This is a genomic window from Pseudomonas sp. B21-023 (assembly GCF_024749165.1).
GTDB lineage: Bacteria > Pseudomonadota > Gammaproteobacteria > Pseudomonadales > Pseudomonadaceae > Aquipseudomonas.
In genome coordinates this window covers 1,571,607-1,589,546 of the sequence record NZ_CP087190.1, presented here as the reverse complement: position 1 = coordinate 1,589,546, position 17,940 = coordinate 1,571,607, and the positions used below count along the sequence as shown (strand labels likewise).

The following is a 17,940-nucleotide window of genomic DNA, read 5'->3' as shown; positions in this document are numbered from 1 at the left end:
ACGGAAATCTTGTCGCTCCGGCATGAATGGATCATGGGAGGATTTCGAATACGTCAATGTTCCTGTAGTTTCACGCCAGGGGCAAACGGATATTCCTGCCGCTATCGATGAGCTTTATGAATGAATTACCGCCACCTCACCCCTTCGATGTCGCTCTTGCTGGCCTTCGAGGCCGCCGCGCGGCATGAAAGCTATACCCGCGCCGCCGCCGAACTGTCGCTGACCCAGAGCGCGGTGAGCCGCCAGGTGCAGGCACTGGAGCAACAACTGGGGCTGACACTGTTCCGTCGCGAGGGCCGCCAGGTGAATTTGACTGACGTCGGCCGCCTCTACCAGCGCGAACTCAGCGAGGCCCTCGGCCGCATCCGCAGCGCCACCCTGCAGGCACTGGCCTATCAGTCCGGCGTCGGCACCCTGCGCCTGGCGACGCTGCCGACCTTCGGCTCGAAATGGCTGCTGCCGCGCCTGCATGCCTTCTACAGCGCCCACCCCGGCATGCTGGTGCACATTCATTCACGTATCGAAGCCATCAACTTCGACACCAGCGAGATCGACGCGGCCATCGGCGTTGCCAGCCATGACTTGCCCGGGCTGATCTGCCATCGCCTGCATGCCGAGGAACTGGTGGTGATCCTGCCGCCGCAAGCCATGGCGGACGATCAATGGAACCCGCAAAGGATCAGCGAGGAAGTACTGCTCAACGTCGCCAACAACCCCCATGCCTGGGGCGAGTGGTTTTCCCACCATGCCCTGCCCCACCGCGCCATGCGCCTGGGGCCAAGCTTCGAGCTGACCTCGCACCTGATCCAGGCCGTGCGCGCCGGGATCGGCATCGGCCTGGTGCCGCGCATACTGGTGGCGGACGAACTGGCCAGTGGCGAGCTGTTCAGCCCGGGTGAGCCCTTCGCCAGCCAGCGCAGCTACTACCTGATCTATCCGCCCAGGAACGAGGCACTGCCATCGCTGCGAGCGTTTCGTGGCTGGTTGCTCGAACAGATCTGAGGCCGGCACAGGCAACAAAAAACCCGATGCCGGTTACTCGGCATCGGGTTTTTTGTTGGTGCGCCTCAGCGCTTACTTGGCGATGCTGCCAGCAGCGCCATTGGCCTGGGAGCCACGCTTGCTCTTCAGCTGGTAGGCCACATACATCACCACCAGCCACACCGGCATCGCGTACACCGACACCTGGATACCCGGAATCTGCAGCATGATGCCCAGGATCAGCACCACGAACGCCAGCACCAGGTAGTTGCCGTACGGGTACCACAGCGCTTTGAACAGCGGCTTCTGACCGGTGCGGTCGAGATGCTGGCGGAACTTCAGGTGCGAGTAGCTGATCATCGCCCAGTTGATTACCAAGGTCGCCACCACCAGCGACATCAGCAGCTCCAGGGCATTCTGCGGCATCAGGTAGTTGAGCAGCACCGCAATCAGGGTCACGGCTGCCGAGACCAGGATCGAACGTACCGGCACGCCACGGCGGTCAACCTTGGCCAGCGCCGCTGGCGCATCACCTTGCTCAGCCATGCCTAGCAGCATGCGGGCGTTGCAGTAGGTGCCGCTGTTGTACACCGACAGCGCCGCGGTCAGGACCACGAAGTTCAGCAGGTGGGCCGCCACGTCGCTGCCCAGCAACGAGAACACCTGGACGAACGGGCTGCTGCCATAGCTGCCGCCGGAGGCGTCAATGCTCGCCACCAGGTTGTCCCATGGGGTCAGCGACAGCAGCACCACCAGGGCGCCGACATAGAAGATCAGGATGCGATAGATGACCTGGTTGATCGCCTTGGGGATCACGGTCTTCGGCTTGTCGGCCTCGGCGGCGGTGAAGCCGAGCATCTCCAGGCCACCAAAGGAGAACATGATGAACGCCAGCGCCATCACCAGTCCGCTGACACCGTGCGGGAAGAAACCACCATGGGCCCACAGGTTGGTCACCGAGGCTTCAGGACCGCCGCTGCCGCTGGTCAGCAGGTAGGCACCCAGGCCGATCATGCTGACGATGGCCACCACCTTGATGATGGCGAACCAGAACTCGGCTTCGCCGAAGAACTTCACGTTCATCAGGTTGATCGCATTGATCAGCAGGAAGAACGCCGCCGCGGTTACCCAGGTCGGAATCTCCGGCCACCAGTAGTGGACGTACTTGCCCACCGCCGACAGTTCCGACATGCCCACCAGGATATACAGCACCCAGCAGTTCCAGCCCGACAGGAAGCCGGCGAAACCGCCCCAGTACTTGTGCGCGAAGTGGCTGAAGGAGCCGGCCACCGGCTCTTCGACGATCATCTCGCCGAGCTGGCGCATGATCATGAAGGCGATGAAGCCGCAGATCGCATAGCCGAGGATCATCGACGGACCGGCGGACTTCATCACGCCGGCCGAGCCCAGGAACAACCCGGTGCCGATGGCGCCGCCCAGGGCGATCAATTGGATATGGCGGTTCTTCAAGCCACGCTTGAGTTCGCCGGACTGTGAGTTATGTCCACTCATGAACGAAGTCACCTGCTTGTTTTTATCTGTGACGGAATCGGACCCACCGCACTCGTGGCGCAGCGGAATGGTCAAGGTGGTTACCTTGGATACTTGTGACGGGAAGTCGCTCGTGGCCTTGGTGGCCAGGGGCGGATCAACCGGGTGTCAGCAAGCGTGCGCGGTACGCAAGGGAGTCACAGGTAAAACGCGGCGCATTGTATACCCCTGCAAACGCGCAGGCGTCAACGCGTTGCATCGTTTCCTGTGGAAAAAACGCAGCGTTCCTGGGGTGAAGGCCTGAAAAGGCGGAATGATCGGCGTGCATGGCGCCTCCATTTTGTTGTTTTAAGTGCCTGGCGATCCTGCCTGGCTCTGCACACGGCAATGGCGCTATCTCAGCGCTTGGGCGGGGGTTTGGGAAGGGGGTGGAGAGGGCCGGTGAGGCTCTGGCGCGTAGGCTTTGGAAAGATTTTGTGACGAAGAACGGAAAAGCACAGGTAAGCCGGGGAAAACGCCCAAAACCGTATAGTTTTTTTTACAAAGCGGTTTGAAAATTTGCCACTGGACGGGAAATTTTCTGTCCATTCAGGTACTTGGGGCCGCTTTGCGCCCCATCGCGGGGCAAGCCCGCTCCCACGATGCGCACACTATTCGTGGGAGCGGGCTTGCCCCGCGATGGGCCATTTACCGCAGGCACAAAAAAGCCAGCCCGAAGGCTGGCTCTCTCGCTACCGGACCGAATCAGCCGCGCGGCTTGCCGCGACCACGGCCTGCCGGCTTGTCGCCTTCAGGACGGGACGGACGCTTGCGCATCTCGCTCGGACGCTCGGCCACCGTGCTGCCGCGGTTGCCCTTGCGCGGCGCTGCGTCTTCACGCGGCGCACGTGCCGGACGCTCGGCTTGGCCTTCGGCGGCCGGGCGCAGGGTACGCACGCGCTCGCCACGCCCCAGCGGACGGGTCGACTTGCGCTGCAGGCGCTCGAGCTTGTCCTTGGCCTTGAGCTTCATTTCCGGCAGTGCCACCGGCTGCAGGCCGACTTCCGCGGCGAGTATGTCGATCTCGCCCTGGCTCATTTCGCGCCAGCGGCCCATCGGCAGGTCGGAGTTCAGGAACACCGGGCCGAAACGCACGCGCTTCAGGCGGCTGACCACCACGCCCTGGGACTCCCACAGGCGACGCACCTCACGGTTGCGGCCTTCCATCACCACGCAGTGATACCAGTGGTTGAAGCCTTCGCCACCTGGCGCCTTCTGGATATCGGTGAACTTGGCCGGGCCATCTTCGAGCACCACGCCGGCCTTGAGCCGGTCGACCATGTCGTCGTCGACTTCGCCGCGCACACGCACTGCGTACTCGCGGTCCATTTCATAGGACGGGTGCATCAGGCGGTTGGCCAGCTCACCGTCGGTGGTGAACAGCAGCAGGCCGGTGGTGTTGATGTCCAGGCGACCGATGTTGATCCAGCGGCCCTCTTTCGGCCGCGGCAGGCGGTCGAACACGGTCGGGCGGCCTTCCGGGTCGTCACGGGTGCAGATCTCGCCGTCGGGCTTGTTGTACATGATCACGCGGCGGGTCGCCTCGGCGGCCTCGACGCGCTTGATCAGCTTGCCGTCGACGGTGATGGCGTCGTGCAGGTCGACGCGCAGGCCCAGGGTGGCCTCGACGCCATTGACCTTGATACGACCCTGGCCGATCCAGGCCTCGACGTCACGGCGCGAGCCGACGCCGATGCGCGCCAGCACTTTCTGCAGTTTTTCGCCAGACGGCGGGGTGGGTTGTTGGTCTTGCAGGTCTTTGTCACTCATCTGGGCACCTCCCGGTGTAGTAGTGAAAGCGGGCGCGCATCATACGCGGTTCAGCAAGGGAACGCACTGGAGGGTAGAAGGTTTTTGCCGATCGCCCAGCAGATTCTGCCCAAAGGCACATATTGACGGTGCCGGCCTCATCGCCGGGCAAGCCGGCGTCCACAGAGTCGGGCTGTCAGGCCTTTGGTTCGTCCTCGGGCTCGATGGAAGCCTCATCGCGCAAATCATCGAAATCGATCTTGAGCCCTTCTTCCATCGCATCCAGCTCCACCAGCAGCGAGCGGAAGCTGGTTTCCTCCTTCGGCTCGATTTCCTCGCCCTCCTCGCCCAGGCTGGCATCGGCCAGGGCTTGCAGGTGAGCGGGCACCGGCGCCTCGTCCGGATCGACCGCGGGCTCCACCTCCAGCTCGCGCAGCTCGGCCAACGCCGGCAGCTCATCGAGGCTCTTGAGGTTGAAATGATCGAGGAACGCCTTGGTGGTGGCGAACATCGCCGGTCGCCCGGGTACCTCGCGGTAGCCGACGATACGGATCCACTCACGCTCCATGAGTGTCTTGATGATGTTGCTGTTGACCGCCACGCCCCGCACGTCCTCGATCTCGCCACGGGTGATGGGCTGACGGTAGGCGATCAGCGCCATGGTTTCCAGCAGCGCGCGGGAATAGCGCTGCGGACGCTCCTCCCAGAGGCGACCGACCCAGGGCGCGTAGTCCTCGCGGATCTGCAGGCGGTAGCCGGTCGCTACTTCCTTGAGCTCGAAGGCGCGGCCGTTGCAGGACTTGCCCAGCACCTCCAGGGCCTTCTTGAAAACGGTGGGGGTCGGGCGCTCGGCCTCCTCGAACAGCTCGTACAGGCGTTCGAGGGATTGCGGCTTGCCCGAGGCGAGCAGGAAGGCCTCGATCAGCGACGCCAGTTCACGGGGTTCGTTCAGGTTCATCGGTAGTTGTCAGGTCATTCTGCCCGGGCACGGACATGGATCGGGGCGAAGGGCTCATTCTGCACCAGTTCGATCAAGGATTCCTTCACCAGCTCGAGAATCGCCATGAAGGTCACCACCACGCCGAGCTTGCCCTCCTCGCGGGTGAACAGCTCGACGAAGGGCACGAAGGCGCCGCCCTTGAGGCGCTCGAGCACTTCGCTCATGCGTTCGCGGGTCGACAGCACCTCGCGGGTTATCTGGTGGCTCTCGAACAGGTCGTTGCGGCGCATGACCTCGGCCATGGACAACAGGATCTCTTCCAGCGCCACCTCCGGCAACAACTTGCGCACCTTGGCCTGCGGAGCCTCCAGGCGCGGCACGACGATTTCGCGCCCGACCCTGGGCAACTCGTCGATACCTTCGGCGGCGGCCTTGAATCGCTCGTACTCCTGCAGCCGGCGAATCAGTTCGGCGCGCGGATCGCCCTCCTCCTCCTCGACTTCGCCGGAGCGCGGCAGGAGCATGCGCGACTTGATCTCGGCGAGCATGGCGGCCATCACCAGGTACTCGGCCGCCAGCTCCAGGCGCACGCTCTTCATCAGCTCGACATAACTCATGTACTGGCGGGTGATCTCCGCCACGGGGATGTCGAGAATGTCCACGTTCTGCTTGCGGATCAGGTACAGCAACAGATCGAGAGGGCCTTCGAAGGCTTCGAGGAAGACTTCCAGGGCGTCCGGCGGGATGTACAGGTCGACCGGCATCTCGGTCAGGGCTTCGCCATAGACCAGGGCAAGTTGCAGCTGGAACGGCGTCTGCGCCTCCGTGGCCGGCGCCTCAGGTGCCTGCACCTGGCTCACGCGTTGACCAGGAACGGCGTCGGATCCCCGCACCCTTCGCGAATCAGCTCCGGCTCGTCGCCGGACAAGTCGATGATGGTAGAGGCCTTGAGGTCGCCGAAACCGCCGTCTATCACCAAGTCGACGTGATGCTCCAGTCGCTCGCGGATCTCGTAGGGATCGACCATCGGCTCGTCGTCGCCGGGCAGGATCAGGCTGACGCTCATCAAAGGCTCGCCAAGCTCTGCGAGCAAGGCCAAGGTTATTTCATGCCTGGGCACGCGCAGGCCGATGGTCCGGCGTTTCTCGTGCAGCAGCAGGCGCGGCACCTCGCGGGTGCCGTTGAGGATGAAGGTATAGGGCCCGGGCACGTGGGCCTTGAGCAGGCGAAACGTACCCGTATCGACCTTGGCGTAAAGCCCCAACTGCGACATGTCGCAGCACATCAGGGTGAAGTTGTGGGTCTTGTCCAGACCACGCAACTTGCGCACCCGCTCGATCGCGGCCTTGTTGCCAATCTGGCATCCCAGCGCATAGGCCGAGTCGGTCGGGTAGACCACCACCCCACCCTTGCGGATGATCTCGACGGCCTGCTTGATCAGGCGCGGCTGCGGGTTCTCCGGATGAATCTGGAAAAATTGGCTCACGTAGTCGTCCTGTTCATACCGCCATAGGTTGTTCATGTCGGAATCGGCGCCACAGGGGTGGCAGGTCCTCAGGCAATGGCCGGTAGGCACCGATCTCGCCCCAGGTGCCAGGGCCGTGGAAGTCGCTGCCGGCGCTTGCCAGCAGGCCGAACTCACGGGTGAGGATCGACATCGTCCCCACCTGCTCGGGCGGCATCATCCCGTTGACCACTTCCAGTGCCTGCCCTCCAGCCTGAATATAGTCGGCAATCAGCCGTCTGCGCTTGCTGCGGGTCAGTTCGTAGTGCATGGGATGGGCCAGGCTCACCCACGCATTCGACTCACGCAGCGTCGCAACAGTTTCCGCAAGCGTCGGCCAGTGCAACTTGACGTCACCCAGCTTGCCGGCGCCCAGCCACTTGCGGAACGCCTCGCCGCGGTCCTTGACGAAGCCGGCGCGGACCATGAACTCGGCGAAATGCGGACGCGCCGGGGCGTTGCCGCTGTCGCCCAGTTCCTGCTGCACTGCCCGCGCGCCGTCCAGCGCGCCGGGCATGCCCTTGGCCGCCAGCTTGCGGTCGATTTCCTCGGCGCGCAGCCAACGACCACGGTGCAGGTTGGCAATGGCATCGAGCAAAGGCGGCGCGTCGAGGGGGAAGTCGTAGCCCAGCACATGAATGGTGGCTCCGCCCCAGGTGCACGACAGCTCCACGCCGCTGACCCACTGCATGCCGTTGTCCAGGCAGGCCTGGCGCGCCTCCGGCAGGCCTTCAAGGGTGTCATGGTCGGTGAGCGAGAGCGTGCGCACCCCGTGCTCATGGGCCCGGGCGACCAGTGCCGTGGGCGACAGGGCGCCGTCGGAGGCCGTGCTGTGACAGTGCAGATCAACATTCATGGAGGAGCGCTTTCGCAGGAATCGATGTTTGTTATTATGCCGTCACATCCCGCTTCTGGCTGCCACTGTGAAACAATTCATCGATTTCATCCCGCTGCTGCTGTTCTTCATCGTCTACAAGCTTGACCCGCGCCCGGTCGAATTCGCCGGCCACGGCTTCGAGTTCGGCGGGATCTACAGCGCCACCGCCATGCTGATCGTCAGCTCCGTGGTGGTCTACGGCGCGCTGTTCCTGCGCCACGGCAAGCTGGAGAAGGGGCAGTTGCTGACCCTGGTCGCCTGCCTGGTGTTCGGTGGCCTGACCCTGGCCTTCCACAGCGAGACCTTCCTCAAATGGAAGGCGCCCGTGGTCAACTGGCTGTTCGCCCTGGCGTTCGCCGGCAGCCACTTCATCGGTGACCGGGTGCTGATCAAACGCATCATGGGCCATGCCCTGACACTTCCAGAAACAGTGTGGAACCGCCTGAACGTGGCATGGATCGCCTTCTTCCTCGTATGCGGCGCCGCCAACCTGTTCGTCGCCTTCACCTTCCAGGACATCTGGGTCGACTTCAAGGTATTCGGCAGCCTGGGCATGACCGTGCTGTTCCTGGTGGCCCAGGGTGTCTACCTGTCGCGCCACCTGCACGATGCCGACCCCTCCACCTCCAAAACCAAGGACTGACATGCTTTACGCCATTATCGCCAGCGACGTCGAAAACTCCCTGGAAAACCGCCTGGCCGCCCGCCCCGCGCATATCGAGCGCCTGCAGCAGCTCAAGGCCGAAGGCCGTGTGGTGCTCGCCGGCCCGCACCCGGCCATCGACAGCAACGACCCGGGCGCCGCCGGCTTCAGTGGCAGCCTGATCGTCGCCGAGTTCGACTCGCTGGCCGCCGCCCAGGCCTGGGCCGACGCCGATCCGTACATCGCCGCGGGCGTGTACGCCAAGGTCGTGGTCAAGCCGTTCAAGCAAGTCCTGCCGTAACAGGCTTTACCGGGACGGGCTTCGCAGGGGCAAGCCCGCGCCCACGAAGCCGCTCCCAGCTACACCCCGCGCGGCACTATTCATAAAATCCGACGACTGGCCGACAACCTCCTGAATCGATACGAATCAGGAGTTCCAATGCGTCAAGGTCCGATGTCCCTGCTGCTTTGCCTGTTGCTGCTGTCCCCTTTCGCCGCGGCCGAACAGCCGCTGTCGCTGGAAGCCGGGGCGCGGATCACCGACTTGCAGCAGCGCCTGGAAGAGAGCGAGAAACAGCGCACGGCGCTGACCCAGCAACTGCAGAACCAGGACAGCGAGCGTGAAAGCGCCCAGCTCGCCCGCCTGCGCCAGGACAACCAGCGACTGAAGCTGACGATCAAGGAACTGCAGGCAGGCGCCAGCGCCCCGCAAAGCCCGCTGACCGACCAGCAGCAATGGTTCCTGATCGGCTCGGCCGTTGCACTGTTGTCCGCAGTCTGCGGTATCTTAGCCAGCGGCGGACACAGAAGACGCCGGCAATGGTTGAATTGAGTGAGAAATGAGCGAGCTGTTACTGATTGATGATGACCAGGAACTGTGCGAGCTGCTCGGCAGCTGGCTGACCCAGGAAGGGTTTGCGGTGCGCGCCTGCCACGATGGCCAGAGTGCGCGCCAGGCCTTGGCAACCCACGCCCCGGCGGCGGTGGTGCTGGATGTCATGCTGCCCGATGGCAGCGGCCTGGAACTGCTCAAACAGCTGCGCAGCGAACACACCGACCTGCCGGTGCTGATGCTTTCGGCCCGCGGCGAGCCGCTGGACCGCATCCTTGGCCTGGAACTGGGCGCCGACGACTACCTGGCCAAGCCCTGCGACCCCCGCGAGCTCACCGCCCGCCTGCGCGCAGTGTTGCGCCGCAGCCACCCCAGCGCGCCCAGCAGCCAGGTGGAGATCGGCGACCTGATCTTCAGTCCGGTACGCGGCGTGGTCAGCATCGACCAGCGCGAGATGACCCTCACGCTATCGGAAAGCCGCATCCTCGAAGCCTTGCTGCGCCAACCCGGCGAGCCGCTGGACAAGCAGGAACTGGCGCAGATCGGCCTGGGCCGCAAGCTCACGCTTTATGACCGCAGCCTGGACATGCATGTCAGCAACCTGCGCAAGAAGATCGGGCCGCACCCGGATGGCCGTCCGCGCATCGTCGCCCTGCGCAGCCGCGGCTATTACTACAGTCTGTAGGAAAACCGGGGCCGCTTCGCGGCCCTGTCATCTTTACCCAGCCTTTACCCTCGCCTGACCGCCCTTGACCTTGATCTCCCTAGACTGGGCTCATCCGGTAACCACCGGCCCCTGAAAGGAGAGACACCATGCGCAAGTCCCTTATCGCCCTGATGTTCGCCGCCGCCCTGCCGACCGTGGCCATGGCCATGCCCGAAGGCGGCCCGCGCCACGATGGCCCGCATCATCGCGGTGACGCGCCTTTCGCCCAGCTGGACCTGAGCCGCGACCAGCGCCAGCAGATCGGCAAGCTGATGGGCGAGCAGATGAAGCAGCGCCGCGACATCAACGAACGCTACATCGCCAAGCTACCGGCGGCCGAGCAGAAAGCCCTGAAGGACGAGCTCAAGGCCAGCCACGACAAGACCGAAGGCCAGATCCGCGCCTTGCTCAAGCCTGACCAGCAGAAGAAATTCGACGACCTGCAGAAGGAGCGCGCCGCGCGCAAGGCCGAGTGGCAGGAGTTCCAGGCCTGGAAGGCTGAAAAAACCGGCAAGGCCCAGTAAGCTGTCAGCCCGATGCCCGGCCCGCTTCCCAGCGGGCCGGGCTTTCGCCATTTCCTGGAGGTGCTTGTCTTGCGTTCACTGTTCTGGCGCATCCTGGCCAGCTTCTGGCTGGCCATCGCCCTGGTCGCCGGGCTGTCGATCCTGCTCGGGCACATGCTCAACCAGGACACCTGGATCCTCAGTCGCCACCCGGGCCTGAACAACCTGGCCAGTCACTGGGCCCAGCACTACGAACAGGAAGGCCTGGAGTCGTCGCAACGCTTCCTGGAACGGCGCAAGCAGCGCTACAAGATCGACGTGCAGGTGCTCGACGACAGCGGCGATGCCGTGGTCCCCGGCACCTTCCCGCGCCGCGCCGCCGCCTTCGAGGCACGCCAGCACAACGACGAACGTCGTCTGCCGTGGCGCCGCCTGACCGAGGAATACACCAGCCCCGGCAGCGGTGAGACCTACCTGCTGATCTACCGTATCCCCCACCCGGAGCTGGCCGCCTGGCACCGCGAAAGCCTGATCTGGCCGCTCAGCGCCTTGGGCATAGCCTTGGTGGTGCTGACCCTGTTCAGCCTGCTGGTAACCCTGTCGATTACCCGCCCGCTCAGCCGCCTGCGCGGCGCCGTGCACGACCTGGGGCAAACCAGCTACCAGCAGAACAGCCTGGCGCGGCTGGCCGTGCGCCGCGACGAGTTCGGCGTGCTGGCCAACGACTTCAACAAGATGGGCGCACGCCTGCAGAGCCTGATCGGCAGCCAGCGCCAGTTGCTGCGCGATGTGTCCCACGAACTGCGTTCGCCACTGGCGCGGCTGCGCATCGCCCTGGCGCTGGCCGAGCGCGCCGAACCCGAACAGCGGCAGGCCTTGTGGCCACGCCTGACCCGCGAATGCGACCGCCTGGAAGCCCTGATCAGCGAAATCCTCGTGCTGGCCCGAGTCGATGCCGAGCAGGCGCATGCAGAGCCGGTGGACCTCAATGCCTTGCTGGGCGGCGTGCGCAAGGACGCCCAGCTGTCAGCGCCGGACCAGGAGGTACGCCTGGAGATGCAGCCGGGCCTGACCCTGCATGGCTGGCCGACGCTGATCGAACGGGCGGTGGACAACCTGCTGCGCAATGCGCTGCGCTTCAATCCGGCCGGGAAGCCAATCGAGCTGCGCGCCAGCCGCGAACAGGACCGCATCGTGTTGAGCGTGCGCGACCACGGCCCGGGGGTGGCGACGGAACATCTGGAGCAGTTGGGGGAGCCATTCTTCCGGGCACCGGGGCAAGAAGCGCCGGGACATGGGCTGGGGCTGGCGATTGCACGCAAGGCGGCGGAGCGCCATGGTGGCAGCCTGAAGCTTGCGAACCATCCGCAGGGTGGGTTCGTGGCTACGCTGGAGCTGCCGCGTGAGGTCAGCGCTGGCTGACAGATCCTGGGGCCGCAAAGCGGCCCCACTCAATCACTCGCCCCAGGCGCTGACGTACTCGGCAGTTTTCAGGATCGGCGCAGTGCGTGGCTCGGCCATTGGCGTGCCGACATACAGGTAACCGATCAGCTCTTCGTTCTCGGCAAGCCCCAGCCCCTTGTGCACATGGGCGTCGAAGGCCATGTCGCCGGTGCGCCATACCGCGCCGATACCCTGGGCATGAGCGGCGATCAGGATGCCATGGGCGGCGCAGCCGGCGGCCAGGCGCTGCTCGATCTTTGGCACCTTGAAGTGGTCCTGCAGCCGGGCGATCACCACGATCAGCAACGGCGCGCGCAGCGCCATCGCCCGGGCCTTGTCCAGCGCCGCCTGGGTGGCTTCACCCTTGGCTTGCACGGCTTCGGCGAACAGCTCGCCGAGCTTTTCCCGGCCCTGGCCTTCGATGGTCAGGAAACGCCAGGGTCGCAGTTGGCCATGATCTGGCGCACGCAATGCGGCCTGGAACAGCGCCTCGCGCTGGGCGGCATTGGGCGCCGGGTCAGTCAGGCGTGGCACGGAAACACGGTTGAGCAATGCGTCGAGAGCCTCCATCGGCTACCCTCCTGGCAGATTGAAAGTGCGGCCATTCTGCACCATCGAGGGGGATAGTGGGAGCGGGCTTGCCCCGCGATCCGGCCATCGCGGGGCAGGCCCGCTCCGTGGAGGCCACCAATCGGCGTTTACAAGACCCGGCCCACAGGTAGAATGGCGCCCTTTCCGTAGCGAGTCAGAGCAGATCACATGGCGTTGCCGACCTTAAGGATCATTGGTTTCATCATCGGCATCTTCCTGATCACCCTGGCGGTGAGCATGGTGGTGCCCATGGCGACCCTGGTGGTCTTCGAGCGCACCGGCGACATGCCGTCGTTTCTCTGGTCGAGCCTGATCACCTTCCTCGCGGGCCTGGGCCTGGTCATCCCCGGCCGCCCCGAGCACGTGCACCTGCGCCCCCGCGACATGTACCTGCTGACCGTCAGCAGCTGGCTGGTGGTCTGCGTGTTCGCCGCCCTGCCCTTCCTGCTGACCCAGCACATCAGCTACACCGACGCCTTCTTCGAAAGCATGTCCGGCATCACCGCCACCGGCGCCACCGTGCTCAGCGGCCTGGACAGCATGTCGCCGGGCATCCTGATGTGGCGCTCGATGCTGCACTGGCTGGGCGGCATCGGCTTCATCGGCATGGCCGTGGCGATCCTGCCGTTGCTGCGCATCGGCGGCATGCGCCTGTTCCAGACCGAGTCCTCCGACCGTTCGGAGAAGGTCATGCCACGCTCGCACATGGTCGCCAAGTCGATCGTGGCGGTCTACGTCGGCATCACCGTGCTCGGCAGCCTGGCCTTCTGGTGGGCGGGGATGGGCCTGTTCGATGCGATCAACCACGCCATGTCGGCGATCTCCACCGGCGGGTTCTCGACCTCCGACCAGTCCCTGGCCAAGTGGGACATCCCTGCGGTGCACTGGGTCGCGGTGGTGGTCATGATCATGGGCAGCGTGCCCTTCACACTGTACGTGGCCACCCTGCGCGGCCACCGCCGGGCACTGATCAAGGACCAGCAGGTGCAGGGCCTGCTGGCCATGCTGGTGACCACCTGGCTGGTGCTTGGCACCTGGTACTGGGCGACCACCGAGTTGCACTGGCTCGATGCCCTGCGCCACGTGGCGCTGAACGTCACCTCGGTGGTCACCACCACCGGCTTTGCCCTGGGCGACTACAGCCTGTGGGGCAACTTCTCGCTGATGCTGTTCTTCTACCTGGGCTTCGTCGGCGGCTGCTCCGGCTCGACGGCCGGCGGTATCAAGATCTTCCGCTTCCAGGTCGCCTACATCCTGCTCAAGGCCAACCTCAACCAGCTGATCCATCCGCGCGCGGTGATCAAGCAGAAATACAACGGCCACCGCCTCGACGAAGAGATCGTGCGCTCGATCCTGACCTTCTCGTTCTTCTTCGCCATCACCATCTGCATCATCGCCCTGCTGCTGTCGCTGCTGGGCGTGGACTGGATGACCGCGCTGACCGGCGCCGCCGGTACCGTGTCAGGTGTCGGCCCGGGGCTGGGCGAAGTGATCGGCCCGGCCGGCAACTACGCGACGCTGCCAGATGCCGCGAAATGGATCCTTGCCGGCGGCATGCTGCTCGGTCGCCTGGAGATCATCACGGTGCTGGTGTTGTGCATGCCGGCGTTCTGGCGTCACTGACCGACAGGCGCGTGCGGTACTCGCTCGGCGTGCTGTCGAACCAGCGGCGGAACGCCCGGTAGAAGTTGCTCGGGTCAGCGAAACCCAGCAGGTAGGCGGTTTCCAGCAACGTGGTGCCTGGCTGCGCCAGGTACTGCTCGGCCAGTTCGCGGCGGGTGTCCTCGAGCAGGGTCTGGAAGCTGGTGCCCTCGTCCTGCAGGCGCCGCTGCAAGGTGCGTTGCGAAAGGTGCAGGGCCTGGGCCACGGTTTCGCGCTTGGGCTCGCCCTGGGGCAGGATGCGGCACAGTACCTGGCGCACGCGGTGGGTCACCCGGCTTTCCGAGAAACGCGCCAGATACTCACCGGCGAAACGGTCGTGCAGCACCGCCATCGCCTCGTTGGCGGTCGGCAACGGCGCCTCCATGTCGGCGCGGGCGAACACCAGCGCATCATGGGGCGCGCCAAATTGCAGCGGTGCGTGGAAAGCCACCTTGTACGGCTCGACATTTTTCGGCAGTGCGCCCTGAATCAGAACCCGCCGCGGCTGGATCGGCCGCCCGCTGAGCCAGGTGCACAACGCCAGGGCGCAGGCCAGCGAGGCTTCGGCGCTGTGCCGGGTCGGCGGCAGGTGGTCGCCGTGCACGGTCAGCACCAGGGCATAGCCGTCGGGCTCGAGGCGAAAGCTCAGGTCCGAACTCTCCGCGATGATGCGCTGGTAGCGCACCAGGCGCTCGAAGCCCTCGGCCAGGGTGCGGCTGGACATCAGCGCGTAACCCACCACATGGAACGAGGCCGGCCGCACCACCCTGGCCATGTTAAGGCCAATGGCCTCGTTGCCCGACAGCTCGACCGCCAGCTGCCACAGGCGGGTCATCGAATCCTGGGTGAAGCGCGCGTCGGGGTCGTCCAGTGCGGCGAAGTCGAGCCCGAGCTGCTTGAACATGGCCGGACAATCGAGCCCTTCCAGCTCGAGTGCCTTGACGATCCCTGATGCCCAGCTGGCTGACGTGGTTCTCTCACTCATGACAGGCTCTTGTGCGGACCGCTCCTGCGGTGAATCGAAAGGATACTCAATTGGCGCCTATTGTCACTGGCCACGGCACCCAGTGACTCTAGACTCGATTCAGGCTCCACGCCGTGTATCCTGTCAGCAAGACCCGCAGATCCGGAAGCCCGCCATGACCCGCACAGCGCAGTTCCGCAGTTTTGCCGAGTTCTACCCCTATTACCTGGGCGAGCACAGCAACCCCACCTGCCGCCGCCTGCATTTCGTCGGCACCAGCCTGGTGATCGCCCTGCTCGCCTACAGCATCGGCAGCGGCAAATGGCTGTTGCTGCTGGCCGTGCCACTGGCCGGCTACGGCTTCGCCTGGGCCGGGCATTTCTTCTTCGAGAAGAACCGCCCCGCCACCTTCAGCCACCCCTGGTACAGCCTGGTCGGCGACTTCGCCATGTTCCGCGACATCCTGCTGGGCCGCCTGAGCCTCTGAATCGGCCCGCAAGGCCAGGTTCGCGTCCCGGCGGGCCACTGCCAAAGCCCGGATCCTGGCCAACACTGCGGTATGTTCCCCGACACGAGCGGCACGCGGTGATGAGCAAGCAAGCCAATTTCAGCCACATGCGCGATGGCACCGCCCAGGACTGGGCGATCATCGCCGACGACTTTCGCGCCTACGCCCATCAGTTGCCCCAACGCATTCTCGCCCACCTGCGCCTGCTCGACGGCGACTTCGGCGGCTTCCCCATCGACCGCCTGAGCCATTCCCTTCAGACCGCCAGCCGCGCCCACCGCGACGGCCGCGATGAAGAGTACGTCGTCTGTGCACTGCTGCACGACATCGGCGACACCCTGGGCAGCTACAACCACCCGGATATCGCCGCAGCGATCCTCAAGCCGTTCGTCAGCGACGAGAACCTGTGGATGATCGAGAAACACGGGATCTTTCAGGGCTACTACTTCTTCCACCACCTGGGCATGGACCGTCACCTGCGCGAGCAATACCGCGATCACCCGCATTACCAGCGGACCCTCGAGTTCTGCGCCCGCTATGACGCGGCAGCGTTCGATCCGGACTATGAAAGCCTGCCGCTGGCGTTCTTCGAGCCGATGCTGGAGCGCTTGTTCGCCCAGCCCAGGCAGTCGATCTACAAGGCCGCCCTGCAAGCCACCGCCTGATCCGCCACTACCGATTACTTGCAGGTGCGGGCTTGCTCCGCGATCACAGGCGAGGCCGACGAGAAGCTAGGCCGGCTCGCCCAGTTCCGCCAAGCGCAGCGCCGCCTCCCGCGCCTGCGCCTCGGCAAACCGGTACAGCTCGATCCGCCCGTCCCAGTGTTCGATCAGCGCCGTGCACGACTCCACCCAGTCGCCGCAGTTGAGGTAATCCACCTCGCCCACCTGGCGGATTTCGGCATGGTGGATATGCCCGCATACTACACCGTGGAAGCCACGCCGGGTGCACTCGTGGGCGATGGCGTCCTCGAAGTCGCTGATGAAGTTCACCGCGCCCTTGACCTTGTGCTTGAGGTACGCCGACAGCGACCAGTAGCCATAGCCGTAACGGGCGCGCCAGTGGTTGAGCCAACGGTTGAGCACCAGGGTGAACTCGTAGGCCCGGTCGCCCAGAAAAGCCAGCCAGCGGTGGTAGCGGGTGATCACGTCGAACTGGTCGCCGTGGATCACCAGCAGGCGCCGACCGTCGACGGTAAGGTGTTCGGCCTCGTCCACCAGCTGGATGTTGCCCAGGATCAGTTTCGAGTAACGCCGCAGGAATTCGTCATGGTTGCCGGTAACGTAGATCACCTCGGTGCCGCGCTTGCTCAGGGTCAGCAGGCGGCGGATGACATTGGTGTGGGCCTGGGGCCAGTAGATGCCGCTGCGCAGTTTCCAGCCATCGATGATATCGCCGACCAAGTAGATGCGCTCGGCCTGGTAGCCCTTGAGGAAGTGCGCGAGGTGTTCGGCCTGGCAGTCGCGGGTACCCAGGTGTACATCGGAAATCCATAGGGTGCGCACACGCTGCTTGCGTGACGGGCGAAGGGGTTCGGCGTGGCTCATGGGCAGGCTCCGGCGCTGTTTGCTGGAGACTGGCAGGCGCAGGTGACAGATTGGTGGCAGGTACATGACCATCCTGCCCTCGCCTGCCGGTGTACAATCTTCGCCTGCCTCGTGAGGACTCACCATGACCGCCGGCCCCTTGCTCTCGTTGCGCCATTACCGCCACGACTTGATCGCCCACAGCCACGACCATCCACAGTTGGTGTTCGGCCTCGGCGGGCGCCTGGATTTCGAGGTGGATGGACGCGGCGGCCGGGTCGCTCGCCAGGACCTGATGGTGGTTCCCGCCGGTGCCCACCACACTTGCGGGAGCCGCGAGGGCAGCGATTGCCTGGTGCTGGACGTACCGGGCGGACACTGGCTCGGCGATCATCTCGGCGAGCACGCCGACGACAGCCGCCGCCTGCTCGACCGCCCCGGCCCCCTGAGCCTGGACAGCCGACAGCAGCAACTGGTGGACTGGCTGGCAACCAGCCCCGTGGACGACCCGCTGATTGCCCGCCAGGGCGCGGTGTTGCTATTGGCGAGCCTCAATCCACAGGCCTGCGCCCCGGTACTGGCCAGCAGGCGCCTGCCCTATGCCGCCTTCGACCGCCATATCGAGCAGCACGCCGCCTACCCACTGCAGGTCGCCGACCTGGCGCGGCTGGCCGGGCTGTCCAGTGCGCGGCTGCATGCGCGGTTTGCCAGCGAGTGCGGCATGACGCCGATGGACTACATCCGCCAACGGCGGCTGACGATGGCGCGCCGGCTGTTGCGTGAGACGGTGTTGCCGGTGGGCGAGATCGCCGCGCGCGTGGGGTATGGCTCGCAGAGCGCATTCAGCGCGGCGGTGCTGCGGGCGTTCGGCTGCACGCCGCTGGCGTTGCGGCGCGAGTCTGGCGACAAGGAACGCTAGCTGGGCGACAGAAAGCGCCTGCAGTTTTTTTTACACTGCTGCCACTATTTCTGGCGCTTGTACCGGCCCTTCGCCGGCAAGCC

20 protein-coding genes are annotated in these 17,940 nt (G+C 64.9%); 11 read left to right on the top strand and 9 right to left on the bottom strand.

The genetic code is table 11. From position 1 onward, the window contains the following. The first annotated feature begins 120 nt into the window (after window positions 1-120). Window positions 121-1,002: a LysR substrate-binding domain-containing protein gene (locus LOY42_RS07215; RefSeq protein WP_139673426.1), complete on the top strand. Its 882-nt coding sequence runs from the start codon at window positions 121-123 to the stop codon at window positions 1,000-1,002. A gap of 72 nt (window positions 1,003-1,074) precedes the next feature. On the opposite strand, the gene LOY42_RS07210 is transcribed toward LOY42_RS07215, so the two are convergent. The 6 genes from LOY42_RS07210 to LOY42_RS07185 form a co-directional block, all read right to left on the bottom strand. Beyond that, the gene (locus LOY42_RS07210; RefSeq protein ID WP_023632492.1) at window positions 1,075-2,493 is read right to left on the bottom strand and encodes an amino acid permease; all 1,419 of its coding nucleotides are present in this window, start codon (window positions 2,491-2,493) and stop codon (window positions 1,075-1,077) included. A gap of 723 nt (window positions 2,494-3,216) precedes the next feature. Then, entirely contained in the window at window positions 3,217-4,281 is a 1,065-nt protein-coding gene (gene rluB / locus LOY42_RS07205; RefSeq protein WP_038706581.1) for a 23S rRNA pseudouridine(2605) synthase RluB, read from the bottom strand. Window positions 4,282-4,456: 175 nt separating this feature from the next. Further along, the gene (gene scpB / locus LOY42_RS07200) at window positions 4,457-5,218 is read right to left on the bottom strand and encodes an SMC-Scp complex subunit ScpB (RefSeq protein ID WP_139673428.1); all 762 of its coding nucleotides are present in this window, start codon (window positions 5,216-5,218) and stop codon (window positions 4,457-4,459) included. A 14-nt stretch (window positions 5,219-5,232) separates the two neighbouring features. Beyond that, the gene (locus LOY42_RS07195; protein WP_167659462.1) at window positions 5,233-5,931 is read right to left on the bottom strand and encodes a ScpA family protein; all 699 of its coding nucleotides are present in this window, start codon (window positions 5,929-5,931) and stop codon (window positions 5,233-5,235) included. Window positions 5,932-6,056: 125 nt separating this feature from the next. Further along, entirely contained in the window at window positions 6,057-6,686 is a 630-nt protein-coding gene (locus LOY42_RS07190) for an L-threonylcarbamoyladenylate synthase (RefSeq protein ID WP_102684322.1), read from the bottom strand. A gap of 13 nt (window positions 6,687-6,699) precedes the next feature. Beyond that, window positions 6,700-7,560 (bottom strand): PHP domain-containing protein, encoded by an 861-nt coding sequence (locus LOY42_RS07185; RefSeq protein WP_110701017.1) that lies wholly within the window; start codon window positions 7,558-7,560, stop codon window positions 6,700-6,702. Between the two features lie 67 nt (window positions 7,561-7,627). Here LOY42_RS07185 and LOY42_RS07180 point away from each other — a divergent pair, with 67 nt between their 5' ends. The 6 genes from LOY42_RS07180 (at window position 7,628) to LOY42_RS07155 (ending at window position 11,687) form a co-directional block, all read left to right on the top strand. Next, window positions 7,628-8,224 (top strand): septation protein A, encoded by a 597-nt coding sequence (locus LOY42_RS07180; protein WP_139673430.1) that lies wholly within the window; start codon window positions 7,628-7,630, stop codon window positions 8,222-8,224. 1 nt (window position 8,225) lies between these two features. After that, window positions 8,226-8,525, top strand: a complete 300-nt coding sequence (locus tag LOY42_RS07175) for a YciI family protein (protein ID WP_038706584.1) — start codon at window positions 8,226-8,228, stop codon at window positions 8,523-8,525. A gap of 138 nt (window positions 8,526-8,663) precedes the next feature. Then, window positions 8,664-9,056: a translation initiation factor 2 gene (locus LOY42_RS07170; RefSeq protein ID WP_102684315.1), complete on the top strand. Its 393-nt coding sequence runs from the start codon at window positions 8,664-8,666 to the stop codon at window positions 9,054-9,056. 7 nt (window positions 9,057-9,063) lie between these two features. Then, window positions 9,064-9,741 carry a response regulator transcription factor gene (locus LOY42_RS07165; protein WP_038706585.1) on the top strand — a complete coding sequence of 226 codons (678 nt, stop codon included), beginning with the start codon at window positions 9,064-9,066 and terminating at the stop codon, window positions 9,739-9,741. Between the two features lie 128 nt (window positions 9,742-9,869). Continuing rightward, entirely contained in the window at window positions 9,870-10,286 is a 417-nt protein-coding gene (locus LOY42_RS07160; RefSeq protein WP_139673432.1) for a Spy/CpxP family protein refolding chaperone, read from the top strand. A gap of 12 nt (window positions 10,287-10,298) precedes the next feature. Continuing rightward, window positions 10,299-11,687 (top strand): HAMP domain-containing sensor histidine kinase, encoded by a 1,389-nt coding sequence (locus tag LOY42_RS07155; RefSeq protein ID WP_139673434.1) that lies wholly within the window; start codon window positions 10,299-10,301, stop codon window positions 11,685-11,687. 33 nt (window positions 11,688-11,720) lie between these two features. Here the strand turns inward: LOY42_RS07155 and LOY42_RS07150 are convergent, their stop codons facing one another. Beyond that, window positions 11,721-12,278, bottom strand: coding sequence for a nitroreductase family protein (locus LOY42_RS07150; RefSeq protein WP_139673435.1), 558 nt, complete (start codon window positions 12,276-12,278; stop codon window positions 11,721-11,723). A 189-nt stretch (window positions 12,279-12,467) separates the two neighbouring features. Between LOY42_RS07150 and LOY42_RS07145 the strand changes: the two genes are divergently transcribed. Beyond that, window positions 12,468-13,922 (top strand): TrkH family potassium uptake protein, encoded by a 1,455-nt coding sequence (locus tag LOY42_RS07145; protein WP_102684313.1) that lies wholly within the window; start codon window positions 12,468-12,470, stop codon window positions 13,920-13,922. Here the strand turns inward: LOY42_RS07145 and LOY42_RS07140 are convergent. Next, window positions 13,879-14,925, bottom strand: coding sequence for an AraC family transcriptional regulator (locus LOY42_RS07140; RefSeq protein WP_139673439.1), 1,047 nt, complete (start codon window positions 14,923-14,925; stop codon window positions 13,879-13,881). The genes LOY42_RS07145 and LOY42_RS07140 overlap by 44 nt on opposite strands. A gap of 154 nt (window positions 14,926-15,079) precedes the next feature. Here LOY42_RS07140 and LOY42_RS07135 point away from each other — a divergent pair, with 154 nt between their 5' ends. Beyond that, window positions 15,080-15,391, top strand: a complete 312-nt coding sequence (locus LOY42_RS07135) for a DUF962 domain-containing protein (protein ID WP_023631733.1) — start codon at window positions 15,080-15,082, stop codon at window positions 15,389-15,391. Window positions 15,392-15,492: 101 nt separating this feature from the next. Further along, on the top strand, window positions 15,493-16,077 hold the full coding sequence (locus LOY42_RS07130; RefSeq protein ID WP_110701027.1) for an HD domain-containing protein: 585 nt from the start codon (window positions 15,493-15,495) through the stop codon (window positions 16,075-16,077). 66 nt (window positions 16,078-16,143) lie between these two features. Here the strand turns inward: LOY42_RS07130 and LOY42_RS07125 are convergent, their stop codons facing one another. Further along, window positions 16,144-16,959, bottom strand: coding sequence for a UDP-2,3-diacylglucosamine diphosphatase (locus tag LOY42_RS07125; protein ID WP_110701223.1), 816 nt, complete (start codon window positions 16,957-16,959; stop codon window positions 16,144-16,146). A gap of 124 nt (window positions 16,960-17,083) precedes the next feature. Here LOY42_RS07125 and LOY42_RS07120 point away from each other — a divergent pair, with 124 nt between their 5' ends. Then, window positions 17,084-17,857, top strand: a complete 774-nt coding sequence (locus LOY42_RS07120; RefSeq protein ID WP_139673441.1) for an AraC family transcriptional regulator — start codon at window positions 17,084-17,086, stop codon at window positions 17,855-17,857. Window positions 17,858-17,940: the final 83 nt, after the last annotated feature.